The organism is Streptomyces sp. NPDC051133 (assembly GCF_040682635.1).
Taxonomy (GTDB): Bacteria; Actinomycetota; Actinomycetes; order Streptomycetales; family Streptomycetaceae; genus Streptomyces.
On sequence record NZ_JBFBBK010000100.1, the window covers coordinates 1 to 11,909 of the forward strand.

Consider the following 11,909-nt stretch of genomic DNA (forward strand, 5'->3'; position numbering starts at 1 on the left):
CTGGTGGACCACCGACCCACTACGCAAGCCTCGCACCAGCCGACTCGAGCGCCTCAGCCACCAACTCGCCGGCTGACGAATTCAGCAACAGAGTCGTGGCAGGGGTGGGTGCCTTGATCAGTAGCTCCAGCGCGTCCGTGCTGGTCAGTTCCAGGTCCGCGTAGGCGTCAAGGGCGGCGGGGAAGTACTCGCGCAGCGTGTTGCGCAGTCGCTGGAAGGCGCGGGTGCGTTCCCAGATGAGGGTCTGGTGGGCGCGGGCGACGACCTTGACGGCCTGGGCCTGTTCGCTGTCGCCCGCGACGGGCCGCAGCTGGTTGCGGTCGATGCGGACCATGTCGGCCAGCGCGTGAGCGTCGCCCTTGTCGCTCTTGGCCCCGGAGGTGCCGTACCGCTCCTTGAACCGCGCGGCCTGCCGCGGGTTGATCGCGTACACCTGGTAGCCGGAGGCGATCAGGGCCTGCACCCACGGGCCCCGGTCGGTCTCGATCCCGACGACCACCTCGGTGGGGTCGAGGTCGGTGCCACCGTGCTTCGCGAGGAGTTCGTGGAGCTTGGTGATGCCCTCCACGCCCTCGGGCAGTCTCGCGGTGGCCAGTTTCCGGCCGGCTGCGTCCTGGACCTCGACATCATGGTGATCCTCGGCCCAGTCATCGCCGATCAGTAGCAACACGCCCTCCTCGTCCGGGACTTCACTTGCTGCGCAGCCTGCGGAAGACGCGGCACGCTCCCTAATGGATCCAGTGCTCACGCCCTCCCCGGCGGGCACGCCACCCCATCAGCGGTCTGGCCTTCCGGCCGACCAGCAGGGGCACGGTCTGACCACAGAAGTCGGATGCTTCCGGGCTGGTGAGTGCTCACCTGCTGGCGGCTACGGCACCGAGTCTCTCCGACCCGGCAGCTCCCATTAGGGCTGGTTGTACGGGTCAGGGACCAAGCAGAAGGTGACGGCGTCGATCGTCTGACCGGGAATTGGGGTTGTCAGGCCCGTATCGGCCGCAATACCGCGAGGGAAGGGCGGCACGGAGCTGGCGGAGTAGACGTAGGCGTTGCCGCTACCGGTCGGCTCGCCTCCCTTGAAGACGATGACGGCGCGGACGGCGTAGTCCCGGTCGATGTCGAAGCTCAACTGGTTGGAGGCGTTCGTGGTAGTGGTGAGGGTCGCGGTGGGAGAGGACCCGGTGATGACCGTCATCCCGTTCTGGACCACGTCGGGGAGCGCGATGGTGAAGTCTCCCGGCACGACAGTGTCGCAGGTCGCGTCTTGGCCTACCAGCTGCGGAACCACCGCGGCGGCCGAGGCCGGGCTGGCGGCGATGCCGAGCGCCACTGTCGTAGCGAGGCCGGCGCCGACGAACCGAGCACCCCACCTCGCTCGTCGCGACAGGGTTCTTGTACGGGTAGCTACTCGCATCTGGAGAACCTTTGTGTTCTGAGGTTGTCTGAGACCTCGATACCGTTCATTCCTCCGCGGACTCTCGCGCCTTCTTCTTGCCACAGCCGAGTTGAAACATCCGCTCAGACCTCGTGCTTAGGACACGATCTTAGCCAAATCTGGCCTTCGTTATATGCAACAACACTGTTTTTAGGCCATTCAGGGCTTCGGTGAACGCTGAAAAGGTGAAGGGACCTTCCATCCGGCGTTCACGGTGAAGCGGATCACCGGCCCGGTGTACCGCAGCAACGCTGAAGAACCCAATTGGCGTAGGGGGCGTGCCGTAAAGCACGAGGACGGTCCGATCATGCAAATGTTGGGATGCTTAGCGGTCGGTGGATTTTCCGAACTCAAACTTCCGAATGAAGGAGGTGCGAGGACTCCGCAAGGCAGAGGCCGGGAACAACTGCGTTGCAAGGAGTGCGCTCGTTATGGGAGTGACTACCCGAGCAAGGGCCCATTCGCGCCGAGCTAATTGGGGAACGCGGATCGCCGGTGCCAGCTTGGCTACGGCAGCGGCTCTCGGTATCGCCGCCAGCCCCGCGTTGGCGGCTGCGGGGCCGGCCAGTGAGGCAGGCGTGCAGCCCACCCAAGTTAGCGGTAGCCCGAGCTGCGCCAGTGTAGCGGGAGCCTTCCAGGTCGACGTGACACCCGCCAGCGGAACGACGAGCTTCCCCGGCGGATCGGTCACCATTACCCCGCACCCCAGCTTTCAGGGGCCAGAATTCGACTTCCATATCGCCGGCCCCTACGCCGCCCGCCAGGTCATCGTTCACGCCGCAAGTGGAAGCTCTCCGACTGCAAACATTTACACCTACGATCTGGCCAGCGGCTTTCCCGGTGGGTTGATGGAAGACTTCAACCTGCATGCACCGACAGGGAGGCCCACGCCCACCTCCGCGTTCTTCCCGATTGACAGCATCACATTCTGCCTGATTCCCAGCCCCTACTAGCCTCGCCGTTTCGGTTGGGTACGGCGGCTGGTGAGGCGGAAATGCGAAGGTGCCTTCCTGACCTGGGACGATGAACCTTGCTGAGGGGTTCTGTCGGTCCAGGCGGAGGGCACTTTCTACGTGCAGGGTATCGGGTTGCGTCCCAAGATCTATGTCAGTACCGACGGTTCGGGGATGGTCGGTCATGCGGGAGCACGGTTGCTGGCGGATCTTGCCGACGCCACGGGACTGACCGCCGCATACTCCACCGCTCTCAGGCCGCTGCGGCCTCGCGGGACCGGACATACCCCGGGACGGATCGCCACCGACCTGGCGGTGATGCTTGAGCAGCGGCCCGGCCACCGGCCAGAGGCTGCCCACTTCCCGCTGCGGGTCCATCCGGTCTTGGGCACGTGCCCCATCCTCTCTGATAGCTCACAACGGAGCGGCAGAGAAGTCAGAACGGTTCAATGTGTCGCTCAGCGCCTGCGAGCCCACAAGCGACAGCAGCGGGCCGAACGGGTGATGCCGGCCGCCAGCGTCAAGGCCGGACGCTCAGTGCTTCCACAGCACTCCTTCGCGATGCTCGTGCTGCCCCGCCCCTCGGCGAACATCGCAACGGCTTCCAGCCTGACCCGCTCGCGGAATGCCTGCCTCTCCGCCGTCAGACCCCCACCCTGCGGATACCTCATACACCCGGCATACCGCGACGATCACCGACCGTCAGCCCCTACGACAACCCGCCTCCAAAGTCAGTAACGACCCTGACAACTCTCCGTTACCACCGAATGTGAGAAAGGGCCGTTGACTACTGGACACACCCCGCGACGGAGGCGCGGCGCCGACGAGGAGCCGCCACACCCTCCGGCGCCGATGGAGCGCGAGTCCGGCAGGACTCGGCTGCCAAACCTGGTGGGGCACGTCTGTAATGAAATTGCTGTGAGTCCTGACAATTTGTCTCTTTCTTTCGGGTGGCTGCGGCGAGATGGTGCTGTCATCCGGGAGCGCCGCCTCACTGCTTGATCCATCCCGATGGGCGGCTCCCCTTCCTTGGGATAGTTCACGTAGCGTTTCTACTTCAGCCTGGGGCTAAAATGGCGCGACACTCAAGACGGTGGAAGTGTGGCCTTGTATGTGCCACGGCGACGTCGGCGGCAATGGTGGCCGGCAGCCTGATCATCGGCACGACGGCGCATGCTGACAGCAAACTCACGGATCTGGATCTAATCACTCTTCAGCAGCCCGGTAGGACTTTCGGCGCTAGGGATGCGCAGGGCAAAGCCGTGAACTTCCCCAACGACTGGGCGAGTGCGTATTGCGCCAAGGTGGGCCTCGGGGACGGCCAGAACCAGTGCCATCTCAATTACTTCAACGAGGAGTCGTTTTCTGGCTGGACTCCGCATTACAAGAAGCGGATCAGTGACTTGCTGTTCAACTGCTCGAAGAGTCCGGCCACGCAGAATTTGGCCTGGTCCTACTCCAAAGAAGCCTCGGTGACCGCGGGTTACTCCGTCAGCGTGGCTGTCGCGGCGGGAGGCGATTTCGCGCCGCTCGGCGTGGGTGGAACCCTTACGGTCACGGTCACAGGCACGCAGAGCACCCAATGGTCCTGGGGGTCGTCCAGCACCGAGTCGAGTTCCGATACCATGACCGTCCAGCCGGGCGAGGTCGGATGGTTCGACCGGGGAGACTTCTACGGCACAGCCCACGGGATAGCAGACGTGACTATCACCGGGGTCGATTCCTCAAAGATGCCCCCTGGCAAGGGAATAGCGATGGGTGAGTACAACATCGTTACCGATATAACGGGTGTTATGCCGAAGCAGACCGATCCGGCAGCCGTTGATGCCCAGGGTGCGGTCGGCATGATTTCCGATTCGCGCCCGATGACCCCCTCCGAGCAGGCCAGTTGCGACGACCAAAGCAGCTACACAGCGAAAGGCTAGCGGTGGTTTTCTGACAGCGGGTTCGTCCGGGAGTAGACCGTGAGGTGAAGGCGTCAACTACGGTCTCGGGGAGCCTGAGATGACGAAGCGGCTTCCGTGTCCGCCCGCACCTGGAAGGTTATTCAAAAGCCCAGTGGATCTAGGTCGCGTTTGAGATGTTGATCAAGGTCGTGCAACGATCTTGATATGGCTCGCGGAGATCTGACGGGTAACCAATGGGCCCGGCGGGAGGCGGTGTTGTTGCCGCTGCCGAGGATGGGCCGCAAGCCCCGGGACCGGCGGCAGGTCTTCGACTGGATCTGGTGGCGAGCCCGCACAGGCCCGGGCCCACCAGCACGCCGCCGGGGCTCGCAAAAAGGGGATCACGATCCGGGCGGGCGCGTCCGGACGGCCTGGCGGCCGAGCCGGCCGACCACGCGATTGGGCGTTCGCGTGGCGGCCTGACCACGAAGATCCACCTGGCGGTCGACGCCTCCTTTCACGTCCTGGCGGCCGTCGTCACCGCTGGCCAGCGCGGGGATGCTCCGGTGTTCACCGAGGTGATGGACCGCATCCGGGTTGCCCGCATCGGCGGCGGACACCCGCGCACCCGGCCGGCCCGGGTCCTCGCCGACCGGGCGTACTCGTCCCGCAAGATCCGCGAGCATCTGCGCCGACGGCAGATCCCACACATGATTCGCTACGAAGCCACCGTCCAACTCACCTTGATACGGCAGGCACTGTGACCACATCTCAAACACGACCTAGATCGCTTGTTCGAATTGGGTGTCACTTCGGACACGGCCCGTCCGGCGCCGTGGTCGGGGGTCGCCCCCGGCGTGGTCGGCCTCATGGTCGGGGCGACCACGCGGGCTCAGCGGCGGCGGAGTTCCCCTTCGAGGACCAGGTTGTCTCCGCGGGCCACGGTCTGGAGCAGCTGGGCGCACACGGTCGCTTCGGCGGCGAGGCCGGCCGGACTGCCCAGCACGGGGAAGGCGGTGCGGACGCGGGCGGCGGTGTCCGGCTGGAGCAGCGAGTAGGCGTAGAGCGTGGCGGCGTCGAATCCCTCCGGGGCCATGCCCCATCCTTCCCAGTCCAGCAGGCGCAGCGGTTCGGTGAGGTTGGCCCAGTGCACGTCGGCGTGGGCTGTGGTCCAGCAGGAGACGGCCGGGGCCGGGATGCCCACGAACTCGGGGATGGCCCGTTCGATGTACTGCTGCCGTACGGCGACGCGGCCCGTACTCGGTGGTGCACCCACACAAGTACGGGGACACCCCGGCCACCACGAGTCCGCCGGCCGCACCAAGAACACCAAGGTCCGCCCCGGCGACCCGTATCTCAAAGGCGCCCTCGGACTCGCCGCGTTCGGCGCGGTGAGAACCAAGGACACCTACCTGCAGGTCCGTTACAAGCGGCTCACAGCCCGCCGCGGCCCGCTCAGGGCCTTGGTCGCCGTCGAGCACTCGATCATCACCGAAATCTGGCACATGCTCACCGACAACGTCACCTACCACGAGCTGGGCGGCACCTACTTCGCCCAGCGCGACCCCGAACGCGCCACCCGCCGCGCGATCAACGCGCTCAACCAGCTCGGCTACACCGTCACCCTCAACCCGCTGAAAGGCGCAGCTTGACCGACCAGAGTCAGGACACCCCGGCGACCGCCACGGCCACCGGGCACTCAGACCTGCCCACACCCACCCTGACCTGCTGCTATTTACGCGTCAGAGTCAGAAGGAGGACCTGACCGCGTTCGCGGACTTCCCTGATCGGCACTGGAAGAAAATCCAGTCGACCAATCCGCTGGAGCGGATCAACCGTGAGATCAAGCGCCGGACCGACGTCGTCCAGATCTTCCCCAACCCCGACGCCCTCGAGCGCCTCACCACCGCCGTCCTCGTCGAGATGCACGACGAATGGATCGCCTTCCCCCGCCGCTATCTCCCCGAGGGAAGCATGGACACGATCTACAAAGATCAGATCGACCTCGCTACACCACCACAGGGGACATGACCCTGGTCACGGTAGCGGCGCTGCGGGTTGCGGCCGTTGCCGTGACCAGGGCGGCGTGATGGGCTGGGCGCGGTGCGGGTGGATGGTGACATCCGAGCGGACGGCCTCTCAGTATCCGATGCCCCGCTCCTGTCGGCCCGTCGGAAGTCGGCGTTTTGGCCGTAGCCGGCAGGGGCCACAAGCACCGGCGGCGTCAGGTCCCATCCGGCCAGCTCATCGATGATGTCCAGGGCGAGTCGCCACTTCTGCTGATGTCCGACGTCGTCGGGAATCTGAGTCCTCTGCCGCCGCTGGGCCATCGGCCCACTGCTTGGGAATGAACAACCGCCATTGAAGCGGGCACGATGCGGTATCGGTGACGGCGTGCACGCTCACCGCGACCTGGCAGTTCGCCTGCTTGCCCAGCGTGCCCCGCAGTACTGCGGGGCCACGGCGACCGACATCCTGCCGTCCTTGGGAAACGACAGGTCATCGACCGCCCAGGCATCCGGGCCACCAGCGGCACCATCCGCTCGGCGATTCGACACCGCACCGGCAACGGATCCAGGTGGACTGGTTCACGAACTGCTGCAGGTTCTGCTCATTGCCGTCCGGCAGCTGCTCAGCCGTCGCCTGGATGGACTTGCGCCGACCGTCCGTCATCAGTCCCTGCAGATAGGAGTCGCTCTTGGCCCGCTGGTCCTTGCGAACCGCGGTGGGGGCTTACTGGCAACCGGCCGATGGCACTTGAAGCCATCAAGGGGCGGGCCGGATCAAAGGCGTTGCCCTTGCGCGCCCCGGAGCAGGATTGCCTCTCCCTCTCAGTCATCTTGCGGGACATGACGACGAGCACGTTCTGCTTGCCATCGGTGTCGTTGGGGGCGGGACCGATGATGGTGTCGTGAAGGAACCAGGTGTAGCGGCCCCAGTGTCGATCGTCGTAATGGGTCTGCCAGACGCCGGAGACCGTCTGCATCACCTGGGCGCGCGCAATCCAGCCAATCTCACCAGGTTCCACCGTCGCTGTCGCCGAGCTCTCTTCTGAGTGCTCGCTCGTCCAGGTGTGATCGTAGGTCTCCGTGACACTGAGGTTGACGATGCCTTCGAGGCCGGCACCCTCGGCGATGGAGACTCCGAGGGAATCAGAGGAGCTGACCGAGTCGGTCCAGGTCATTGACTCAGTAGCAGGAGAGGCACTGCAGTTGTAAAGCGTATCGGAGACCCTGTGGAAATCACCCAGGTAGGCCTTGCCCAACTGGGGCGAGTTGAAAGTGCATTTGCCCACGCCTGAGGCGCAGTCGGCCAGGATCTGCTTAGCAGTGGGCGTGTCATCGGCTGTGGCCGGCGACGCCATCGCGGCCACCATCCCGAACGCGGCCGCCGCCAGCGTCAGCGTCCGTACACCCTGCAGTCGCGACCAGTTTACAGGCATATGTGTTGCCTCTCGATCTACCGTGGGGGGAAAGCGATCGCCGACTCTCCCCGTTCCAGCAGAGATCGCAATCGTCTGTAGACCCGTAAGAGAATGGCGCAAAGGCGCGCCATCACTACACCAAGACTTGGTAAAATTCCGTTTCGCCGCATGACTGCAGCGTAAACTCTTACCATCGAAATTGACGGTTCGTTAACTGCCATCCATGGTTGCTGTATTGGGGGGCTTCATCCGAGAGCAGGGAGCTCAGGCGGCTAGAAGTCACACGCCCCCACTGCTTGTCCCGCGGATACAGGCTCTATGGAATTGGGCGGCCGCGTCAGGGTTTACAGCGTTGACAGTTTTCCTGACACCTTCTGTAAACCTGGTCTCTGAGGCGCCATCCGCTTTCCCGATGTGATCGTTTGGTTCGGCCTGGGTAGTACTTCGGCTGGAGGCGGGAGAGGAGGGGCGGTTCGCCCACTCGTCTCGCTCACTGGTGCCGTCGGTGCTCGGTCTGCTCGAGGCACAGGAGAAGAAGGTCCGGAAAGAGGTGGCGCGGTTGCGGGAGGAGGCTGAGCGGGCGCAGGTCACGCTCGGCGAGGCGGAGAGTAGACTGGCTCGGCAAACCCGCCGACTCCCACCTGTTCAAGAATGACCTCTTTCATCCTGAATAGTTGCAGATCAGCAAGGTGTGAACGGTCTGGACGATGGTGCCGATGCGGCGGGTGGAGCATCTGGCTCGCCGGAGCAGCCGCCAGGATTTCAACTGGGCGAAGGCGCGTTCGCCGGGGGCTCGCAGTCGGGTGTGGTCGTGGTTGAACTGCTGGTAGTGCTCAGGCTGTTTGCGGTGGTGGTAGTACGGGGTGCGGAAGGTGGCGCCGGCGCCTTGGTAGGCGCGGTCCGCGAGGACGAGGATCTGCCGGGTCAGGCAGGCCTGGACGATGCCGTGGGCACGGGCCGCGGTCAGGTCATGGGTCCTGCCGGCGTCGCGCGGGAGAACCAGAGTGGTGTGCCGTCGGGAGGAGCGATGACCTGCACGTTCATGCCGTGCTTGCGGTGCTTCATCGAGTAGCACGGCTCGTCCGCGCGGATCCGGTCGGTGGGGATCAGTGTGCCGTCAACGATGACGTGGTCGCCCTCACCGAGGCCGGTGAGGGCTTCATGGAGGCCAGGTGCCCAGGAGACCAGAACGTCCAGAGCCTCGTCCACGTATCGCCAGACGGTGGCCTGAGATATCCCGAAACCTGCTCCGAGCTGGGCGAACGTCTCGTTCTTACGTAGATGGACCAGCGTGAGCAACGCCTGATTGAAGCAGCCGAGCTTGCGCCAGCGGGTGTTGCTTGCGCGGCGGTGTTCGTACAGCAGCCAGGCAACATGCTCGACGAGCTCATGCGGGACGTCGAGCGTCAGGATACGGAATCAACAGGGCCCCTTCGGTCGCGGGTGTGCTGAGTGGAATCACCACGCCCGCGACGAGGGGCCCTGCCTCGTCACCACGCCCGCTGACCAGCCCATTTCACCCGCCAGCACAAGATGAAAGACGTTCAGTCATCACGTCCAGCATGATGTCCGGTCAACGGCAGCAAGCGGACGCCGTCACACGATCTGCGGACTGCAGTATGTGGAGCCTTCCTCAGGCCACTGAGGTTCCCCCTGCCGGCCGGACAGCTTGATACTGGGACGGATGGTCCCGGAGGAAGCAGTCACAGGTAGTGAGTAGCAAGAGCAACATGAGTAAGCGGTACACGGCCGAGTTCAAGCGGGACGCGGTCGCCTTGGCGTTGTCCTCGGAGAAGACGGTTACCGAAGTCGCGAGGGATCTGGGCGTGAGTCCGGAAGGGCTGCGCGGGTGGGTGAAGCAGGCGAAGGTCGACCGCGGTGAGGGGCCCGCCGGGGCTTTGACGACTGCGGAGCGTGAGGAGTTGGTCCGGCTGCGGCGGAAGGTCCGCGAGCAGGAGGCCACGATCGAGGTTCTGGGAAAAGCGACCGCCTTCTTCGCTCAGGACAAGATGAGGTAGACACCGTTGCACGGTGTCGTTTCATCGATGCGGAGAGGGCATCGCAGGGTAATCCTGCAGGTCACAGCGTTGCGTTTCTGTGCCGTGTGCTGGGAGTGCCCCGTTCCACCTACTACGCGCACAGGGCGTCACGGCCGGCCCGGACGGCGCGGGAGCGGGCTGAGGAGGTGCTGGTGGGCGAGATCCGGGTGCTTCACGCCGGATCTCGCGGTGCCTACGGGGCTCCGCGGATCCACGCTGCCCTGCGGCGGGCCGGGCGGGTGGTGAACTCCAAGAAGATCGAGCGGCTGATGCGCAAGCACCGCATCGTCGGGATCACCCGCCGCCGGCGCCGGGGCCTGACCCGGCAGGCGAAGCGGGCGGTGTTCGCGCTCGACCTGATCGGCCGGGACTTCACCGCACCCCGGCCCGGGATGCGGCTCGTCGGCGACATGACTGAACTCAGCACGCTGGAAGGGAAGTTGCATCTGGCGACCTGTATCGATCTCGCGACGCGGGAGGTGGTCGGCTGGGCGATGGCCGACCACCACCGCGCCGAGCTGCCGGTCGCCGCCCTGCGGATGGCGGCCGGGCGTGGCGGCCTGGAGCGGGGTTGCGTCATGCATACGGATCGCGGCAGCGAGTACACAAGTGGCGAATTCCGCAGCGAAATACGCAAGTTGCGCATGAGGCACTCGATGGGGCGCGTCGGCTCTTGTTACGATAATGCCGCCGCGGAAAGCTGGTTCGCCATCCTGAAAGCAGAGATCGGGACGACCATGTGGGAGACCCGCGAGGCCGCCCGGGCCGACGTTTTCCGCTACGCCGAAGTCGAGTACAACCGCAGCCGGCTCCGTCGGCACCCCGACTACGGGTACGTCACCCCGCTCGAAACGAGATCCTTGCTCAGGCAGAACCTCGTCCCGGCAGCGTAAACACCCGCTGTCCAGTTCGCGGGGGGGGGGAACTTCACACAGTGGTGGCGAGAGTCTTTCGCTACCTCATTGCAGGTCTCCGGCGCCGTTGCGACGCTCAATCGGATCTGCCTATCAGGTCACGTGGCTCCAGATTACCGAGAAACCGTCAGTTTTCACCGTCGGGGCTCTCCGTGCACTTGGCCTGGATGATTGCCTCATAGTACCAGCCACCCGCAATCATGGGATGGGAGTGGACAGTCGTCTGCACAGCCTTGCAGTCACCCATGATTTCGTTTTCCGCGTAGTCCTGCATGTTGTTTACGGCATCCCCGATGGCGTCTTCCTTGCTGACGGTGCTGGTTCCGGTGAAGTACTTAGTAACCGGGTATTCCAGGGTGGGGGCGGAGAGGCCTTCTCGTGGGGCCGCAGCTGCCGCCATGGCGGGAGAAGCAGCGCCCACGGCTCCAAGAAGTGCGACGCAGAGGACAGGGCCAGCAATGAGTCGACGCATTTTCTCAGCCTTTCGCGAAGGGAATATTTCACCCGAATGTACACAGCTTCAGATTGCTAACAGATCATGGAGTGCGAGAACCAGCCAGCCTGCATGTGTAAAAAATCTTGCCGAATCGTTTACGCCAATGACTGGACACCGTCAGGCAAACAGGACATTTCTGACCTTTTGGTGGGCTCCTGAGGTGGTAGATGGTTCAAAGCATGGGAAAAGGTGCTTAGAGGATGGCTGAAAGCAGGGCGGGAGGTCACTCAGGTTGGACTCCTTGTCGCCATCTGCTGACAGATCATTGTCTGTGCGGTCATTGGTGGATCTTCGAACAGGAACTGACACTGCTGACGAACGTGACCGTCTCGCTGAGGTCGTGAGCTGTCCCGGGTTTCGTAGATCTTGTTTCAGGCGGACTGTGGGGTGGCTTCCTGCTGTCGCCACCAGTCGCGTTCGTACTCGGCGGGCGGTACGTAGTCGAGGGCGGAGTGGAGCCGTTCCTCGTTGTACCAGGTGACCCACTGGAAGATCGCCCGCTCGACCTGGTCGACGTCCCGCCACGGTCCTTGCATCTCGATCAGCTCGGCCTTGAAGGTGCCGTTCAGCGCCTCGGCCATCGCGTTGTCATACGAGTCCGCGACCGAGCCGACGGACGCGGCGGCCCCGACCTCGGCGAGCCGGTCTGTGTAGCGAATCGACACATATTGGGCGAGTTCAACCAGTCGTTGCAACACCGGGCTGTTGCAGTGAGCGTAGCTGTTCCTCGAAGACCTCGGCCGGGGTCTTCCAGCCGAGGATCTT

12 protein-coding genes and 6 pseudogenes are annotated in these 11,909 nt (G+C 64.3%); 8 read left to right on the plus strand and 10 right to left on the minus strand.

What is annotated here, in order from left to right:
- Positions 1 to 100: 100 nt before the first annotated feature.
- A pseudogene (locus AB0N17_RS43945) lies at positions 101 to 667 on the minus strand (IS110 family transposase); the annotation flags it as partial.
- Positions 668 to 904: 237 nt separating this feature from the next.
- On the minus strand, positions 905 to 1,327 hold the full coding sequence (locus tag AB0N17_RS43950; protein ID WP_366017313.1) for a hypothetical protein: 423 nt from the start codon (positions 1,325 to 1,327) through the stop codon (positions 905 to 907).
- Positions 1,328 to 2,076: 749 nt separating this feature from the next.
- On the opposite strand from AB0N17_RS43950, the gene AB0N17_RS43955 reads away from it, so the two are divergent.
- The 4 genes and pseudogenes from AB0N17_RS43955 to AB0N17_RS43970 all read left to right on the plus strand — a co-directional run.
- On the plus strand, positions 2,077 to 2,385 hold the full coding sequence (locus tag AB0N17_RS43955; protein WP_366017314.1) for a hypothetical protein: 309 nt from the start codon (positions 2,077 to 2,079) through the stop codon (positions 2,383 to 2,385).
- Positions 2,386 to 2,505: 120 nt separating this feature from the next.
- Positions 2,506 to 2,709: pseudogene (locus tag AB0N17_RS43960) on the plus strand (IS1380 family transposase); the annotation flags it as partial.
- An 812-nt stretch (positions 2,710 to 3,521) separates the two neighbouring features.
- Complete coding sequence (locus AB0N17_RS43965) at positions 3,522 to 4,310, plus strand: hypothetical protein (RefSeq protein ID WP_366017315.1); 789 nt, start codon at positions 3,522 to 3,524, stop codon at positions 4,308 to 4,310.
- Positions 4,311 to 4,726: 416 nt separating this feature from the next.
- Positions 4,727 to 4,972 (plus strand): annotated as a pseudogene (locus tag AB0N17_RS43970) (transposase); the annotation flags it as partial.
- Positions 4,973 to 5,163: 191 nt separating this feature from the next.
- Here AB0N17_RS43970 and AB0N17_RS43975 read toward each other — a convergent pair.
- On the minus strand, positions 5,164 to 5,475 hold the full coding sequence (locus AB0N17_RS43975; RefSeq protein ID WP_366017316.1) for a hypothetical protein: 312 nt from the start codon (positions 5,473 to 5,475) through the stop codon (positions 5,164 to 5,166).
- Positions 5,476 to 5,485: 10 nt separating this feature from the next.
- Here AB0N17_RS43975 and AB0N17_RS43980 point away from each other — a divergent pair, with 10 nt between their 5' ends.
- Positions 5,486 to 5,923, plus strand: coding sequence for a hypothetical protein (locus AB0N17_RS43980; protein ID WP_366017317.1), 438 nt, complete (start codon positions 5,486 to 5,488; stop codon positions 5,921 to 5,923).
- Positions 5,924 to 6,011: 88 nt separating this feature from the next.
- Positions 6,012 to 6,302: pseudogene (locus AB0N17_RS43985) on the plus strand (transposase); the annotation flags it as partial.
- Here the strand turns inward: AB0N17_RS43985 and AB0N17_RS43990 are convergent.
- From AB0N17_RS43990 to AB0N17_RS44010, 5 genes and pseudogenes are all read right to left on the minus strand, one after another.
- A pseudogene (locus tag AB0N17_RS43990) lies at positions 6,266 to 6,677 on the minus strand (transposase). The pseudogenes AB0N17_RS43985 and AB0N17_RS43990 sit on opposite strands and share 37 nt — an antisense overlap.
- On the minus strand, positions 6,674 to 6,829 hold the full coding sequence (locus AB0N17_RS43995) for a transposase (RefSeq protein ID WP_366017318.1): 156 nt from the start codon (positions 6,827 to 6,829) through the stop codon (positions 6,674 to 6,676). The pseudogene AB0N17_RS43990 and the gene AB0N17_RS43995 overlap by 4 nt, the downstream one beginning before the upstream one ends.
- Positions 6,771 to 6,944, minus strand: a complete 174-nt coding sequence (locus AB0N17_RS44000; RefSeq protein ID WP_366017319.1) for a hypothetical protein — start codon at positions 6,942 to 6,944, stop codon at positions 6,771 to 6,773. The genes AB0N17_RS43995 and AB0N17_RS44000 overlap by 59 nt, the downstream gene beginning before the upstream one ends.
- Positions 6,904 to 7,713 (minus strand): hypothetical protein, encoded by an 810-nt coding sequence (locus AB0N17_RS44005; RefSeq protein WP_366017320.1) that lies wholly within the window; start codon positions 7,711 to 7,713, stop codon positions 6,904 to 6,906. Before AB0N17_RS44005 ends, AB0N17_RS44000 begins: the two co-directional genes overlap by 41 nt.
- Before the next feature lie 643 nt (positions 7,714 to 8,356).
- A pseudogene (locus AB0N17_RS44010) lies at positions 8,357 to 9,160 on the minus strand (IS5 family transposase).
- A gap of 265 nt (positions 9,161 to 9,425) precedes the next feature.
- Here AB0N17_RS44010 and AB0N17_RS44015 point away from each other — a divergent pair.
- Both AB0N17_RS44015 and AB0N17_RS44020 read left to right on the plus strand, forming a co-directional pair.
- Positions 9,426 to 9,713 carry a transposase gene (locus AB0N17_RS44015; RefSeq protein WP_060902739.1) on the plus strand — a complete coding sequence of 96 codons (288 nt, stop codon included), beginning with the start codon at positions 9,426 to 9,428 and terminating at the stop codon, positions 9,711 to 9,713.
- Positions 9,714 to 9,736: 23 nt separating this feature from the next.
- The gene (locus tag AB0N17_RS44020) at positions 9,737 to 10,627 is read left to right on the plus strand and encodes an IS3 family transposase (protein ID WP_366017324.1); all 891 of its coding nucleotides are present in this window, start codon (positions 9,737 to 9,739) and stop codon (positions 10,625 to 10,627) included.
- A gap of 148 nt (positions 10,628 to 10,775) precedes the next feature.
- On the opposite strand, the gene AB0N17_RS44025 is transcribed toward AB0N17_RS44020, so the two are convergent.
- Together AB0N17_RS44025 and AB0N17_RS44030 are read right to left on the minus strand one after the other, a co-directional pair.
- On the minus strand, positions 10,776 to 11,120 hold the full coding sequence (locus tag AB0N17_RS44025) for a hypothetical protein (protein ID WP_366017321.1): 345 nt from the start codon (positions 11,118 to 11,120) through the stop codon (positions 10,776 to 10,778).
- Positions 11,121 to 11,515: 395 nt separating this feature from the next.
- Positions 11,516 to 11,809, minus strand: coding sequence for an integrase core domain-containing protein (locus tag AB0N17_RS44030; protein WP_366017322.1), 294 nt, complete (start codon positions 11,807 to 11,809; stop codon positions 11,516 to 11,518).
- Positions 11,810 to 11,909 lie beyond the last annotated feature (100 nt).

Excerpts from the sequence above, each read along its gene's own strand:
- AB0N17_RS44015 (WP_060902739.1), top strand. The coding sequence starts at position 9,426 with ATGAGTAAGCGGTACACGGCCGAGTTCAAGCGGGACGCGGTCGCCTTG.
- AB0N17_RS43980 (WP_366017317.1), top strand. The coding sequence starts at position 5,486 with ATGGCCCGTTCGATGTACTGCTGCCGTACGGCGACGCGGCCCGTACTC.
- AB0N17_RS43965 (WP_366017315.1), top strand. The coding sequence starts at position 3,522 with ATGGTGGCCGGCAGCCTGATCATCGGCACGACGGCGCATGCTGACAGC.
- AB0N17_RS44000 (WP_366017319.1), bottom strand. The coding sequence starts at position 6,944 with ATGACGGACGGTCGGCGCAAGTCCATCCAGGCGACGGCTGAGCAGCTG.
- AB0N17_RS44005 (WP_366017320.1), bottom strand. The coding sequence starts at position 7,713 with ATGCCTGTAAACTGGTCGCGACTGCAGGGTGTACGGACGCTGACGCTG.
- AB0N17_RS44025 (WP_366017321.1), bottom strand. The coding sequence starts at position 11,120 with ATGCGTCGACTCATTGCTGGCCCTGTCCTCTGCGTCGCACTTCTTGGA.